Origin of the sequence: Streptomyces scopuliridis (assembly GCF_042790125.1) — a bacterium.
Taxonomy (GTDB): domain Bacteria; phylum Actinomycetota; class Actinomycetes; order Streptomycetales; family Streptomycetaceae; genus Streptomyces; species Streptomyces scopuliridis_A.
Genome location: NZ_JBHTZS010000018.1, coordinates 84,498 through 98,377 on the forward strand (window position 1 = coordinate 84,498; position 13,880 = coordinate 98,377).

Consider the following 13,880-nt stretch of genomic DNA (forward strand, 5'->3'; position numbering starts at 1 on the left):
GTCCGAGTGTCCCGCCGCAGAATCGGCTTCTGGTACCGCCTTGCGGCGGCCATCGCGAAACCGCCGCTGATCGTGCTGCTCAAGCGGGACTGGAAGGGTGCGGAGCACATTCCGGCCGACGGCGGATTCATCACCGCGGTGAACCACAATTCGCATCTCGACCCGTTCGCCTACGCGCACTTCCAGTACAACACAGGCCGTGTTCCGCGCTTCCTCGCCAAGCACGGCCTATTCACCAAGGGATTCATCGGGGCCGTGATGCGCGGCACCGGCCAGATTCCCGTCTACCGCGAGACCAGCGACGCGCTGAGCGCTTTCCGCGCCGCCATCGAAGCCGTCGAGCGCGGCGAGTGCGTGGCCTTCTACCCCGAGGGCACCCTCACTCGCGACCCCGGCCTGTGGCCCATGACCGCCAAGACGGGCGTCGCCAGGGTCGCCCTGCAGACCAAGTGCCCGGTCATCCCCATCGCGCAGTGGGGCGCCAACCTGCTGCTGCCGCCGTACGCGAAGAAGCCCAACCTCTTCCCGCGCAAGACGCACCATGTGCTCGTCGGACCGCCCGTGGACCTGGCGCGCTACTACGGCCAGGACATCACCCCCGAATTGCTGCGCGAGGTCACCGAGGTCATCATGGCCGCGATCACGGAGCTGCTCTCCGAACTGCGCGGGGAGCCGGTGCCCACAGCCGCGTACGATCACCGCAAGGCCAGGGCGGAACAGCGGCGCAAGGCCGCGGAAGAGGGGTCGAAGTGACGCGGGTCGCCGTCTTCGGAGCGGGTTCGTGGGGTACGGCGTTCGCCATGGTCCTCGCCGACGCGGGGTGCGACGTGACGGTCTGGGGCCGCCGCCCGGAGGTCGTCGAGGCGATCAACACCTCGCGCGCCAACCCGGAGTATCTGCCCGGCTTCGAACTGCCCGCGGGCGTACGGGCCACCACCGACCCCGCGGAGGCCGCACGCGGCGCGGAGTTCACGGTGCTCACCGTGCCCTCGCAGACACTGCGCGGCAATCTCGCCGAGTGGGCGCCCGTACTGCCCGCCGACACCGTGCTCGTCTCGCTGATGAAAGGCGTCGAACTCGGCACGGCCAAGCGGATGAGCGAGGTGATCGAGGAGGTCGCCAAGGCACCGGCCGAGCGCGTCGCCGTGATCACCGGACCCAACCTCGCCAAGGAGATCGCCGGACGGATGCCGGCCGCCGCCGTCGTCGCGTGCCGGGACGAGGCCGTCGCGCGCCGCCTCCAGTCCGCCTGCCACACACCGTACTTCCGCCCGTACACCAACACCGACGTCGTCGGCTGCGAACTCGGCGGCGCGGTCAAGAACGTCATCGGTCTCGCCGTCGGTATCGCCGACGGCATGGGCCTCGGCGACAACACCAAAGCCTCCCTGATGACCCGCGGTCTGGCGGAGACCACCCGGCTCGGCCTCGCCATGGGCGCCGACCCGCACACCTTCTCCGGCCTCGCCGGCATGGGCGATCTGATCGCCACCTGCTCCTCGCCGCTCTCCCGCAACCACACCTTCGGCATCAACCTCGGCCGCGGGATGACCCTCCAGGAGACCATCGCGGTCACCAAGCAGACCGCCGAGGGCGTCAAATCCTGTGAGTCCGTGCTCGATCTCGCCCGCCGCCACGGCGTCGACATGCCGCTCACGGAGACGGTCGTGGACATCGTGCACAACGGCAAGCCGCCGCTCGTCGCGCTCAAGGAACTGATGTCGCGCAGCGCCAAGCCCGAGCGCAGCTGACTCCGCGCGACCGGCGCCGACCCGGCCGCGACCAACGCTGACTCGGGCGCTACCAACAGGTACGCTCATCGCGATATGAGCAGCGAGAACTCCCCCCAGAGCCCTGAGCAGCAGCTCCGCAAGCCGCGCGTGGCCGTCGTCTTCGGCGGCCGGAGCTCCGAGCACGCCATTTCCGTGGTCACGGCCGGGGCCGTACTGCGGTCCATCGACCGGACGAAGTACGACGTCCTGCCCATCGGCATCACCACCGACGGCCGCTGGGCGCTCACCGCCGACGATCCCGAGCGGATGGCCATCGCCGACCGCGCGCTGCCGAGCGTCGACCAGATCGCCGAGTCCACCGACGGCGGCGTCGTACTCTCCATCGACCCGGGCAACCGCGAGGTCGTCTACAGCGAGCCGGGTTCCGTACCCAAGGCGCTGGGCGAGGTCGATGTCGTCTTCCCCGTCCTGCACGGCCCGTACGGAGAGGACGGCACGCTCCAGGGGCTGCTGGAGCTCTCCGGAGTCCCGTACGTCGGCGCGGGCGTCCTCGCCTCCGCCGTCGGGCAGGACAAGGAGTACATGAAGCGGGTGTTCACCTCGTTCGGGCTGCCGGTGGGCCCGTATCTGGTGATCCGCCCCCGCGAATGGGAGCAGGGTCCCGAAGGCGCCAAAGGCGCCGCCGCCCGCGAGAAGATCACCGACTTCGCCGCCGAGCACGGCTGGCCGCTCTTCGTGAAGCCCGCCCGCGCGGGATCCTCCATGGGGATCACCAAGGTCGAGGACGCCTCGGGGCTCGACGAGGCGATCGCCGAGGCCCAGCGCCACGACCCCAAGATCCTTGTGGAGTCGCTGCTGCGGGGCCGCGAGATCGAGTGCGGAGTGCTGGAGTTCGAGGACGGTCCCCGCGCGAGCGTGCCCGCCGAGATCCCGCCGGTCACCTCGCACGACTTCTACGACTTCGAGGCGAAGTACATCGACTCGGCCACCGGTCTGGTGCCCGCGCCCCTCACCGAGGAGCAGACCGCCGAGGTACAGCGGCTCGCCGTCGAGGCGTTCGAGGCCGTCTCCTGCGAGGGTCTGGTCCGCGCGGACTTCTTCCTCACCGAGGACGGCGAGTTCGTCATCAACGAGATCAATACGCTGCCGGGCTTCACGCCCATCTCGATGTTCCCGCGGATGTGGCAGGAGAGCGGCGTCGGTTACCCGGAGCTGATCGACCGGCTGATCCAGGCGGCGCTGCGCCGGCCGACCGGGCTGCGCTGACCCCCGTACCGGGCCCCCGGCACGGGCCGCGCCGTCCGCGTCCGGCTACAGGCTGGACGGGATCGTCTTCTTGACCGGCGCGGCCAGCTCGGCGAGCGGGGTGGAGTCATGGGTGAACCGCTTGTCCATGGTGACCTCCACATAGGTCTCGCGGTACGTGGTGGTGAAGCGGGGCCCCGAGTCCCGTTCCTCCAGCATCCAGTTGACGCCGTTCGCCTCCACCGCGTCCGACCCGGCGTCGTTCATCCCCTCGGGCCGGGGGACACCGCAGCGCAGTACGATCGCGGCGTCCCCCCACCCGGCGGTCAGTTCGGAAGACGGCTCGGGATCAGCCCGGCCGAGGTCGGAGACGGTCTTCGGCAGCTCCTTGTGGAGAGCCCGGCACAGCGCGGCCTCGTCCGCGGGCGGACGGGGAACCGCGACCGTCGCGGACGCGTCGCTGGAGGAGCAGCCCGCCACCGCCGCCAGCAGAACGACGGCGGGCAGGCGGACGAGCGGACGGCCGGATAGCCTGCGGCGGAACGGCGGGCGACGGGAAATGGTCACCGGCCAAGGGTAGACGGGGGCTACAAGTGCACGACCGGGCAGGTCAGGGTGCGGGTGATGCCCTCCACTTGCTGGATCTTCGCGACGACCATGCGACCCAGCTCATCGACGGTGTCCGCCTGAGCCCGCACGATCACGTCATAGGGACCGGTGACGTCCTCGGCCTGGATAACTCCCGGAATCTTGGCGATGGTCTCGGCGACGGTCGTCGCCTTGCCCACCTCGGTCTGGATAAGGATGTACGCCTGTACCACGGAACCTCCAGGGCGGCCACGAGGATCATGTGGGGGAAAGAGACGCCACGGTATCGCGTCGCCGAGTTCCGCGGGGAGACCCGGGTCCCGGTGGCGCCCGCGGGGTGGCGTACGGAAGACGATGTTGACGCGACCGCGACGCACGACGGTACCGACAGCAGTGCAGGACCGCGACCGCGCGTGCGGCCCGGTAAGTGACAGAGAGGGGAGACTCGGTGAAGGGAACCGTGGGCGAGTTGGGGGAGTTCGGTCTCATCAGAGAACTCACCTCCCGGCTCACCACCACCCCGGCGGTCCGGCTCGGGCCGGGCGACGACGCCGCGGTCGTGGCCGCGCCCGACCGCAGGGTCGTGGCGAGTACGGACCTGCTGCTGGAGGGGCGGCACTTCCGCCGTGACTGGTCGACGGCGTACGACGTCGGCCGGAAGGCGGCCGCGCAGAACCTCGCCGATATCGCGGCGATGGGCGCGGTCCCCACCGCGCTGCTCCTCGGGCTCGTCGTTCCGGCCGAACTCCCGGTCACCTGGCCCACCGAGCTGATGGACGGCATCCGCGACGAGTGCCAGGTCGCGGGCGCGGCCGTGGTCGGCGGCGATGTCGTACGCGGCGACACCATCACCATCGCCATCACGGCGCTCGGCGATCTCCGTAACCACGAGCCGGTCACCCGGTCCGGTGCCCGGCCGGGCGATGTCATCGCCTACACCGGCTGGTTGGGCTGGTCGGCGGCCGGGCACGCGGTGCTCTCGCGCGGCTTCCGCTCGCCCCGCGCCTTCGTGGAGGCGCACCGCAGACCGGAGCCGCCGTACCACGCGGGCCCCGCCGCGGCCGGGCTCGGCGCCACCGCCATGACCGACGTCAGCGACGGACTCGTCGCGGATCTCGGCCATCTCGCGGAGGCCAGCAAGGTCCGTATCGATCTGCGCTCCGGTCTGATCGACATCCCCTCGCAGATGAACGACATCGGCCAGGCGGTCGGGATCGATCCGCTCCAGTGGGTGCTGACCGGCGGCGAGGACCACGCGATCGTCGCCACGTTCCCGCAGGACGTGAAGCTGCCGGCCCGCTGGAAGGTGATCGGTGAGGTGCTCAACCCGTCCGCGCTGCCGCAGGTGACGGTCGACGGGGCGCCATGGGCGAGCAAGGGCGGCTGGGACCACTTCGGGGACATCGAGGACGCCCAGTAGATTCGGCACCATGCCGATATCCGAGCGTGTCACGCCACCGCCGCCACCGTCCGTGCCGCCGCGCGTGCTCACCGTCGCCGGATCGGACTCCGGCGGCGGTGCGGGCATCCAGGCGGATCTGAAGACCATGCTGGCGTTCGGTGTGCACGGCATGAGCGTGCTGACGGCGGTCACGGCACAGAACTCCCTGGGCGTGCACGGCGCGTGGGAACTGCCGGTGGAGGCGGTACGGGCCCAGTACCGCGCCGTCGTCGACGACATCGGCGTCCAGGCGGTGAAGACCGGCATGCTCTCCTCCGCCGAACTGGTCGCGGCCGTAGCGGAACTGCTCACCGGGACCGACGCCCCCGTGGTCGTCGACCCCGTCGGGGTCTCCAAGCACGGTGATCCGCTGCTGGCCGCCTCGGCGCTGGACGGCGTACGGACGCGACTGCTGCCGGCCGCGACCGTCGCCACCCCCAATCTGGACGAGGTGGCCCAGCTCACCGGCGTACGGGTGGAGGACGAGACGGGGCTGCGGCGCGCGGCCGGCGCCGTACTCGAATTCGGGCCCCGCTGGGCGCTGATCAAGGGCGGGCATCTGCCGGGGGACGCGGTGGATCTGCTGACCGACGGCGCCGAGGAGCACTGGCTGCGGGCACCGCGCCACGACAACCGGCATACGCACGGGACGGGCTGCACCTACGCGTCGGCGATCGCCTCGGGCCTGGCCCGGGGGCAGGGCGTCGTGGAGGCCGTCCGGGCGGCCAAGGAGTATGTGACGGGCGCGATCGCGCGCGGCTTCGCGCTGGGAGCGGGGATCGGGCCGGTGGATCACGGCTGGCGCTTCCGCTGACGGCGCCCGACGGCGGACGGTGCCGCTTCGACGGCCCGCCCCGGTACGGCAAAAAGCCGGCCCACCGAGGTGGACCGGCTCTTCAAGGCAACCGCAGGGGCTGCGCTACGACGCAGGCGTCAGCGCGAGACCTTGCCGGCCTTGATGCACGATGTGCAGACGTTGAGCCGCTTCGGCGTCCGACCGACCACGGCACGCACGCGCTGGATGTTCGGGTTCCAGCGACGGGACGTACGGCGGTGCGAGTGCGAAATGTTGTTGCCGAAGCCCGGCCCCTTGCCGCAGACGTCGCAGTTGGCAGCCACGGGTCACTCCAAAGACTTCAGATGCTCGTACAGAGAAATCCGGCGTGCCGGAATCAGTGACTGATGTGGCGTTGCCGGGGGATTGGCCCGACTCTCATCGGGCAACCGCAGCAGCATACAACGCCTGCCTCGGTACAAGAAAACTACCATGACGCGCAGTGGCCCCGTTCCGCCAGGTTGGCCCGCTGTTCGCCTCCCGTCCCCGGGCTACCCTGCGTGCAGCCCGCAACCAGGCCGCTCAAGGAGGACCCCCAGGTGCCGCAGACCCTCGACGCAGCAGCGGTACGGAGCTGGTGCTCGCTGGCGCTGGAGGCCCTCGGCCGGGAGCGCGAGGAGATCGACGCGATCAATGTCTATCCGGTCGCGGACGGTGACACGGGCACCAATCTCTATCTGACCGTGGAGTCCGCGGCGCAGGCGGTCGAGGCCGTCTTCGCGGCTCATGAGACCGGCGCTTCCGTGCCCGCGCCCGGCGACGCCGTACGGGCCATGGCGCATGGCGCGCTGATCGGTGCCCGGGGGAATTCCGGGACGATCCTGGCGCAGCTGCTGCGCGGGATGGCGGAGGTACTGGCAAACGCGGCGCCGGCGGATTCCACGGGGGACGGCGGGTCCGAGGGGGACGGCGGGGCGGGGGACTGCGGGGACCGGCTCGCACCGGCGCTGCGGCGGGCCGCCGCGCTGGCCCGCGAGGCCGTCGCGCACCCCGTCGAGGGCACGATCCTCAGCGTGGCCTCCGCCGCGGCGGACGCGGCGGAACGGAGCACGGCGGGGCGGAGCGGGGCGGAGCGGGGCGGAGCCGTGGACGCGGGCGCCACCGTACGCGCGGCGTACGCGGGCGCACGCGCCGCGCTCGCCGCCACCCCCGACCAGCTGCCCGTGCTCGGACGCGCGGGTGTCGTCGACGCCGGCGGGCGTGGGCTGCTCGCCGTCCTCGGCGCTCTGGTGCGCTCCCTCACGGGCGAGACACCGGCCGCCTTCCCGATGCGCCAGCGCCGGTACGAGGACCCGGCCGCGGTCGCGTCGGCCATCGGGTCCTGCGCCCCCGCGGGCGGACCCGCCTTCGAGGTGATCTATCTCCTGGAGGCGGACGACCGCGCCGTGGCCCGGCTCCGGACCCGGCTCGACGGGCTGGGGGACTCGCTGGTCGTCGTCGGCGGCGACGGGCTGTGGAACGTACACATCCATGTCGACGACGCCGGCGCCGCCGTGGAGGCCGGGGTCGAGGCCGGACGCCCGTACCGCATCCGCATCACCCACTTCGGCGCCGCCGCCGAGGAGCCGCCCGAGCGGGTCCAGCGGGCCGTTGTCGCCGTGGTCCCCGGCGAAGGGCTCGCGGGGCTGTGCGCCGAGGCCGGCGCGACGACCGTGCTCGCGCGCCCCGGGGAACCGCCCGCCAGCGGGGAGCTGGTCGAGGCGATCCGGCGGGCCCACGCGCGCGAAGTCGTGCTCCTGCCGAACGACGCGGCGCTGCGGCACACCGCCGCGGCCGCCGCCGAACAGGCCCGCACCGAGGGCGTACGGGTCGCCCTCATCCCGACCAGGGCCGCCGTCCAGGGCATCGCCGCGCTCGCCGTCCACCAGCCGGACCGCCGCTTCGACGAGGACGTGGTCGCCATGACCACCGCGGCCGGCGCCACCCGCTACGCCGAACTGGCCGTCGCCGAACGGCAGTCCTGGACCATGGCGGGCATCTGCCAGGCCGGGGACGTCCTCGGGCTCATCGACGGCGATGTGGCGGTGATCGGCGCCGATCTCGCCGCCACCGCGGAGGCGGTGCTCTCCCGGATGCTGGCGGCCGGCGGCGAACTGGTGACGCTGGTGCTCGGCGACGAGGTGCCCGACGCGCTGGCCGACCGCCTGGAGACCTACGTACGAGACGGCCATCTGGCCGTCGACACCGTGGTCTACCGGGGCGGCAGGCAGTCCGTTCCGCTGCTCATCGGCGTGGAGTAGCAGCCTGTCAGTGGCGTGGTGTGCAATGGATCGCGTGTCCGCGCTGGATGAATCCCTCAAGAAGACGCTCGGCCCCGCCACCGCGAAGGTGATGGCCGAACACCTCGGCCTGCACACGGTCGGCGATCTGCTGCACCACTACCCGAGGCGGTACGAGGAGCGCGGCCAGCTCACGAAACTGGCCGATCTGCCGCTGGACGAGGACGTCACGGTGGTCGCGCAGGTCGCCGACTCCCGGATCCTGACGTTCAACCACGGCCGGGGCCAGCGTCTGGAGATCACGCTCACCGACGGCAGCGGCCGGCTCCAACTGGTCTTCTTCGGCAGGGGAATCCACAAGCCGCACAAGGAGCTGCCGCCGGGCAGCCGCGGGATGTTCGCGGGCAAGGTGTCCGTCTTCAACCGCAAGCTCCAGCTCGCGCACCCCACCTATGTGCCGCTGGGCAGGGCCACCGGCGACGAGGAGTCCACGGAGGACACCGCGCAGGCCGTGGACGCCTTCGCGGGCAAGCTGATCCCGATCTATCCGGCCTGCAAGGGGCTGGAGTCCTGGAAGATCACCAAAGCGGTCGACGCGGTCCTGCCCCGAGCCGCCGAAGCCGTCGACCCGCTGCCGCCCGCGCTGCGCGAGGGCCGTGGGTTCTCCTCCCTGCCCGAGGCGCTCCTCAAGGTCCACCGGCCCGAGAGCCGGGCCGACATCGAGTCGGCCAGGCAGCGGCTGAAGTGGGACGAGGCGTTCGTCCTCCAGGTCGCGCTGGCCCGGCGGCGGCACGCGGACGCCCAGCTGCCCGCCGTGGCCCGCAGGCCCGTGCCGGACGGGCTGCTGGACGCCTTCGACGCCGACCTGCCCTTCACCCTCACCGACGGCCAGCAGAAGGTCACCGGCGAGATCTTCGCGGACCTCGCCACCGAACACCCCATGCACCGGCTGCTCCAGGGCGAGGTCGGCTCCGGCAAGACGCTGGTCGCGCTCCGGGCGATGCTCGCGGTCGTCGACGCCGGCGGTCAGGCCGCCCTGCTGGCGCCCACGGAAGTGCTCGCCCAGCAGCACCACCGTTCGATCACGGACATGATGGGCGAGCTGGCCCAGGGAGGGATGCTCGGCGGCGCCGAGCAGGGCACCAAGGTCGTGCTGCTCACCGGCTCCATGGGGGTGGCCGCGCGGCGTCAGGCGCTGCTCGATCTGGTCACCGGCGAGGCCGGGATCGTGATCGGTACGCACGCGCTGATCGAGGACAAGGTGCGGTTCCACGACCTCGGACTGGTCGTGGTGGACGAGCAGCACCGCTTCGGCGTGGAGCAGCGCGACGCGCTCCGCTCCAAGGGCAAGCAGCCCCCGCATCTGCTGGTCATGACGGCCACGCCCATTCCCCGTACGGTCGCGATGACCGTCTTCGGCGATCTGGAGACCTCCGTCCTGGACCAGCTCCCGGCGGGCCGCTCGCCGATCGCCAGCCATGTCGTCCCGGCCCAGGACAAGCCGCACTTCCTGGCCCGCGCCTGGGAACGGGTGCGGGAGGAGGTCGGGAAGGGACATCAGGCGTATGTCGTCTGCCCCCGGATCGGCGACGACGAGGACGACGAGAAGGCGAAGGGGAAATCCAAGCCGTCCAAGGAGGACGAGGCCGAGAAGCGGCCCCCGCTCGCGGTCGTGGAGGTCGCCGGGCAGCTCACCGCGGGACCGCTCCAGGGGCTGCGCGTCGAGATCCTGCACGGACGGATGCAGCCGGACGACAAGGACGCGGTGATGCGCCGCTTCGCCGCGGGCGAGGTGGACGTGCTCGTCGCGACCACGGTCATCGAGGTCGGTGTGAACGTCCCCAACGCCACCGCCATGGTGATCATGGACGCGGACCGGTTCGGCGTCTCGCAACTGCACCAGCTGCGCGGACGCGTCGGCCGCGGCTCGGCCCCCGGCCTCTGTCTGCTGGTCACGGACATGCCCGAGGCGAGTCCGGCCAGGGCCCGGCTCGGCGCGGTCGCCGCCACGCTCGACGGCTTCGAGCTGTCCCGTATCGACCTCGAACAGCGCCGCGAGGGCGATGTCCTCGGCCAGGCCCAGTCCGGGGTGCGCTCCTCGCTGCGGATGCTCGCGGTCATCGAGGACGAGGAGATCATCGCCGCCGCCCGCGAGGAGGCCGCCGCGGTGGTCGCCGAGGACCCGGAGCTGACGTGCTCCCCGGAGCTGCGTACGGCGCTGGACGCCCTGCTGGACACGGAACGCGAGCAATACCTCGACAAGGGCTGATCCGCAAGGGCTGATCCGCACAGGGCCCGGACAGGGCCCGGGGACACCGGCCCGGGTCCGCTCGGGGCGTGCGCCATCGGGACGTACGGCACCGGGGCGTACGCCATATCGTGGGGTCAGAGCCATTCCGCGAGCCGCACGGCCCCGCGCCCACGACCGAACCGAACCGAGGACCCGACTCCCATGACCCGCGTGATCGCCGGTGCCGCCGGCGGACGCCGTCTCGCCGTACCGCCCGGCACCGGCACCCGCCCCACCTCCGACCGGGCGCGTGAGGGCCTCTTCTCCAGCTGGGAGTCGCTCCTCGGCACCCTCGACGGCATTCGGATCGCCGATCTGTACGCGGGATCCGGCGCCGTGGGCCTGGAAGCGCTCTCCCGCGGCGCCGCGCACGCGCTGCTCGTCGAGGCCGACAGCCGCGCCGCCCGTACCGTCCGCGCGAACGTCACGACGCTTGGTCTTCCCGGCGCGGAGGTCCGTACCGGCAAAGCGGAGCAGATCATCACGGGACCGGCCCCGGACACCCCCTACGACCTGGTCTTCCTCGATCCTCCGTACGCCGTCACCGACGACGATCTTCGGGAGATACTCCTCACACTCCGCACAAGGGGGTGGCTCAGCGGCGATGCCGTCGCCACCGTGGAACGCAGCACCAGGGGCGGGGAATTCGGCTGGCCCGAGGGTTTCGAGCCCTTGCGGTCCCGTCGTTACGGCGAAGGGACGCTTTGGTACGGTCGCGCCGCCTCTATGAGTGAAGACGCACCATGACCGGACCGGAGAGCGAGGGAATCAAGTTGCGCCGCGCCGTCTGTCCGGGGTCCTTCGACCCCATCACCAATGGACATCTCGACATCATCGCCCGCGCCTCCAAGCTGTACGACGTCGTACATGTCGCGGTGATGATCAACCAGTCCAAAAAGGGGCTGTTCACCATCGAGGAGCGGATCGCCCTGATCCGCGAGGTCACCGCCGAGTTCGGCAATGTGGAGGTCGAGGCGTTCCACGGGCTGCTCGTCGACTTCTGCAAGCAGCGCGACATCCCTGCCATCGTCAAGGGCCTGCGCGCCGTCAGCGACTTCGACTACGAGCTGCAGATGGCCCAGATGAACAACGGGCTCTCCGGGGTCGAGACCCTGTTCGTCCCCACCAACCCCACCTACAGCTTCCTCTCCTCCTCCCTGGTCAAAGAGGTCGCGACCTGGGGCGGAGACGTCTCCCACCTGCTGCCCGAGGCCGTTCACGCGGCCCTGATGGCACGCCTCGGCGAGCGCTGAGGAACTGACGGCCCGTCACCCGGTGTCGGACGGGCTCGAACTGGCCGTACAGTCGTTGCGTCCGTCTCCAAACCAGCTGAGAGAGTGGCGAGCACACGGTGGACGTACAGAAGAAGCTCGACGAGATCGTCGACGCGGTGGGCAGCGCCCGCTCCATGCCCATGTCGGCGTCCTGCGTGGTGAACCGCGCCGAGCTGCTCGCGATGCTGGAAGAGGTACGGGAAGCGCTCCCGGGCTCGCTGGCCCAGGCCCAGGAGCTGATCGGCGGCCGGGAGCAGCTGGCCGAGCAGGCGCGCCAGGAGGCCGAGCGCATCATCGAGGCGGCGCACGCCCAGCGCTCCGGGCTGATCTCCGACACCGCCGTCGCCCGGCAGTCCCAGGAGGAGGCCGACCGTATCCTCGCGGAGGCCCGCAGGGACGCCGAGGAGATCCGCGCCGAGGCCGACGACTACGTCGACTCCAAGCTCGCCAACTTCGAGGTCGTCCTCACCAAGACCATCGGCTCCGTCGACCGGGGCCGCGAGAAGCTGCTCGGCCGCGCCCCCGGCGGGGACGACGATGACGCCCCCGAGTACAGCGACGACCCCGGCACGACGATCCGGCGGGCCGACGAGTACATCGACGCCAAGTTCGGAGCCTTCGAGGCCGTCCTGTCCAAGACGCTCGAAGCGGTCGGCCGCGGCAGGCAGAAACTCATCGGCCGCACCGCCTCGGACGATCTCGGCGCGCACATGGCCGCCCAGGACGCGGCGGGCCCGCAGGGGCGCACCAGCGACGCGGACTATCTGGCGGACCTCGCGGGAAGCCCCCGGGAAGGTGCCCAGGAGCCCGTGGCGGCGCAGCCGCCGCCGGTGCCGGTCCAGCCGCCCTACACCGAGCCCGCGTACCCGCAGACGCCGCCCCAGGCCCAGCCGCAGTCCCAGCCCCAGCCCCAGTACGCCGAGGCCGGCTACCAGGACCCGGCGTACGCCACGGAGGCCGGCTACGGCGGCTACCAGCAGCAGGACGCGTACGGCTACCAGCAGGACCCGTACGCGTACCAGCAGCAGGGATACGGCCAGGACCAGAGCCACGGCCAGGGCCAGGCGCAGGCGTACGACCCGAACTACGGCTGGCAGCAGCAGCCCGAGGTCCAGCCCCAGCAGCACGCGCTGCCCCCGGCCCACCAGCCGCAGAGCGCCCTCGACGAGACCAGCCTCTTCGACACCAGCATGATCGACATCGAGCAGCTGCGCCGCTACGAGCAAGGACGCTGAGACCGCGCGGCCGGGGCGCCGGGACCGCGTGCCCGGTCCGGTACCCCCGATACCCCCGAGGGGCCGGATTGGGCCTACGGCGGCCGGTCCAGTACCCTGGCTCTTCGGCCGCGTGTATGTCCGCGACCCATGCCGCCCGCTCGCTTCCGCGACGGTGGCGGCCCCTCTCACGATCCGAAAGCGGGAAGAACCCTGAACGCGCGCCTCGACCACCGCAACCCCCTCGTGTTCGACACACACGAGCTGGGGCGGCGTCCTGGTGCGCTCCAGAAGGTGACCCGCTCGGTGCCCGCCCCCAAGGACTTCGGTATCGCGGGGGTGATCGGGACGCCCGAGGGCGCGCCCGTGGAGCTGGACCTCCGCCTCGAATCCGTCATGGAGGGCGTGCTCGTGACGGGCACCGCCCGTGCGACGGCCGAGGGGGAGTGCGTAAGGTGTCTGGAGCCGCTGGGCCAGGAAGTGGCGGCGGACTTCCAGGAGATGTTCTCGTACCACGACGCCGATGACCGGGGCCGCACCCGTGCGGAGCCGGCCGCTGACGCCGAGTACAGCGAGGACGACGACAGACTCTTCATCGAAGATGGCCTGTTCGACCTCGAACCGGTGCTGCGTGATGCGGTGGTGCTCGCACTGCCGATGCAGCCGGTGTGCCGGGAGACCTGTGCCGGTCTGTGTTCCACATGTGGGATCAGGCTGGACGAGAACCCGGACCACCACCACGACGCCGTCGACATCCGTTGGGCGGCACTGCAGGGACTCGCCGAGACCGTCAAGGACGGCGAGAAGGACAACATGGGCGGCGCCGAAGCGGGCGTCGACGAGAAGCAGGAGAAGTAGCCGTGGCTGTTCCGAAGCGGAAGATGTCGCGCAGCAACACGCGCCACCGCCGGTCGCAGTGGAAGGCTGCGGTCCCCACCCTGGTTTCGTGCGAGCGTTGCCAGGAGCCGAAGCTGCAGCACATCGCGTGCCCGAGCTGCGGCACCTATAACAAGCGCCAGGTCCTCGAGGTCTGAGCGGCTG

At 71.2% G+C, this 13,880-nt stretch carries 15 protein-coding genes; 12 read left to right on the forward strand and 3 right to left on the reverse strand.

Annotated elements, in window-relative coordinates; all coding sequences use genetic code 11:
- Positions 1–6: 6 nt before the first annotated feature.
- The 3 genes from ACFRKB_RS25470 (at position 7) to ACFRKB_RS25480 (ending at position 2,999) form a co-directional block, all read left to right on the forward strand.
- Entirely contained in the window at positions 7–753 is a 747-nt protein-coding gene (locus tag ACFRKB_RS25470; protein WP_383108728.1) for a lysophospholipid acyltransferase family protein, read from the forward strand.
- Positions 750–1,751 (forward strand): NAD(P)H-dependent glycerol-3-phosphate dehydrogenase, encoded by a 1,002-nt coding sequence (locus ACFRKB_RS25475; RefSeq protein WP_383108730.1) that lies wholly within the window; start codon positions 750–752, stop codon positions 1,749–1,751. The genes ACFRKB_RS25470 and ACFRKB_RS25475 overlap by 4 nt, the downstream gene beginning before the upstream one ends.
- A gap of 75 nt (positions 1,752–1,826) precedes the next feature.
- The gene (locus ACFRKB_RS25480) at positions 1,827–2,999 is read left to right on the forward strand and encodes a D-alanine--D-alanine ligase family protein (protein WP_383108731.1); all 1,173 of its coding nucleotides are present in this window, start codon (positions 1,827–1,829) and stop codon (positions 2,997–2,999) included.
- Positions 3,000–3,044: 45 nt separating this feature from the next.
- Here the strand turns inward: ACFRKB_RS25480 and ACFRKB_RS25485 are convergent, their stop codons facing one another.
- Positions 3,045–3,539 carry a DUF3515 domain-containing protein gene (locus ACFRKB_RS25485; RefSeq protein ID WP_383108797.1) on the reverse strand — a complete coding sequence of 165 codons (495 nt, stop codon included), beginning with the start codon at positions 3,537–3,539 and terminating at the stop codon, positions 3,045–3,047.
- A gap of 26 nt (positions 3,540–3,565) precedes the next feature.
- A complete protein-coding gene (locus tag ACFRKB_RS25490; protein ID WP_030351778.1) occupies positions 3,566–3,799 on the reverse strand; it encodes an Lrp/AsnC family transcriptional regulator in 234 nt (77 codons plus the stop codon).
- A 215-nt stretch (positions 3,800–4,014) separates the two neighbouring features.
- Between ACFRKB_RS25490 and ACFRKB_RS25495 the strand changes: the two genes are divergently transcribed.
- Together ACFRKB_RS25495 and thiD are read left to right on the forward strand one after the other, a co-directional pair.
- Entirely contained in the window at positions 4,015–4,986 is a 972-nt protein-coding gene (locus ACFRKB_RS25495) for a thiamine-phosphate kinase (RefSeq protein WP_383108732.1), read from the forward strand.
- Between the two features lie 10 nt (positions 4,987–4,996).
- Positions 4,997–5,821: a bifunctional hydroxymethylpyrimidine kinase/phosphomethylpyrimidine kinase gene (gene thiD / locus ACFRKB_RS25500; protein ID WP_383108733.1), complete on the forward strand. Its 825-nt coding sequence runs from the start codon at positions 4,997–4,999 to the stop codon at positions 5,819–5,821.
- A 119-nt stretch (positions 5,822–5,940) separates the two neighbouring features.
- Here thiD and rpmB read toward each other — a convergent pair whose 3' ends face one another.
- The gene (gene rpmB / locus ACFRKB_RS25505) at positions 5,941–6,126 is read right to left on the reverse strand and encodes a 50S ribosomal protein L28 (protein WP_003957616.1); all 186 of its coding nucleotides are present in this window, start codon (positions 6,124–6,126) and stop codon (positions 5,941–5,943) included.
- 255 nt (positions 6,127–6,381) lie between these two features.
- Between rpmB and ACFRKB_RS25510 the strand changes: the two genes are divergently transcribed.
- From ACFRKB_RS25510 to rpmF, 7 genes are all read left to right on the forward strand, one after another.
- A complete protein-coding gene (locus ACFRKB_RS25510; protein ID WP_383108734.1) occupies positions 6,382–8,082 on the forward strand; it encodes a DAK2 domain-containing protein in 1,701 nt (566 codons plus the stop codon).
- A 25-nt stretch (positions 8,083–8,107) separates the two neighbouring features.
- Positions 8,108–10,330 carry an ATP-dependent DNA helicase RecG gene (gene recG / locus ACFRKB_RS25515; RefSeq protein WP_383108735.1) on the forward strand — a complete coding sequence of 741 codons (2,223 nt, stop codon included), beginning with the start codon at positions 8,108–8,110 and terminating at the stop codon, positions 10,328–10,330.
- 183 nt (positions 10,331–10,513) lie between these two features.
- On the forward strand, positions 10,514–11,098 hold the full coding sequence (gene rsmD, locus ACFRKB_RS25520; protein WP_383108736.1) for a 16S rRNA (guanine(966)-N(2))-methyltransferase RsmD: 585 nt from the start codon (positions 10,514–10,516) through the stop codon (positions 11,096–11,098).
- A gap of 26 nt (positions 11,099–11,124) precedes the next feature.
- Positions 11,125–11,604, forward strand: coding sequence for a pantetheine-phosphate adenylyltransferase (gene coaD, locus ACFRKB_RS25525; RefSeq protein WP_383108798.1), 480 nt, complete (start codon positions 11,125–11,127; stop codon positions 11,602–11,604).
- 98 nt (positions 11,605–11,702) lie between these two features.
- Entirely contained in the window at positions 11,703–12,860 is a 1,158-nt protein-coding gene (locus ACFRKB_RS25530; protein ID WP_383108737.1) for an ATP synthase F0 subunit B, read from the forward strand.
- 129 nt (positions 12,861–12,989) lie between these two features.
- Positions 12,990–13,697: a YceD family protein gene (locus ACFRKB_RS25535; protein WP_383108738.1), complete on the forward strand. Its 708-nt coding sequence runs from the start codon at positions 12,990–12,992 to the stop codon at positions 13,695–13,697.
- A 2-nt stretch (positions 13,698–13,699) separates the two neighbouring features.
- Positions 13,700–13,873 (forward strand): 50S ribosomal protein L32, encoded by a 174-nt coding sequence (rpmF, locus tag ACFRKB_RS25540; protein ID WP_003965982.1) that lies wholly within the window; start codon positions 13,700–13,702, stop codon positions 13,871–13,873.
- Positions 13,874–13,880 lie beyond the last annotated feature (7 nt).

Bases quoted from the DNA above. Each gene is read 5' to 3' on its own strand.
- ACFRKB_RS25480 (WP_383108731.1), top strand. From the start codon at position 1,827: ATGAGCAGCGAGAACTCCCCCCAGAGCCCTGAGCAGCAGCTCCGCAAG.
- thiD (WP_383108733.1), top strand. From the start codon at position 4,997: ATGCCGATATCCGAGCGTGTCACGCCACCGCCGCCACCGTCCGTGCCG.
- recG (WP_383108735.1), top strand. From the start codon at position 8,108: ATGGATCGCGTGTCCGCGCTGGATGAATCCCTCAAGAAGACGCTCGGC.
- rsmD (WP_383108736.1), top strand. From the start codon at position 10,514: ATGACCCGCGTGATCGCCGGTGCCGCCGGCGGACGCCGTCTCGCCGTA.
- ACFRKB_RS25535 (WP_383108738.1), top strand. From the start codon at position 12,990: ATGCCGCCCGCTCGCTTCCGCGACGGTGGCGGCCCCTCTCACGATCCG.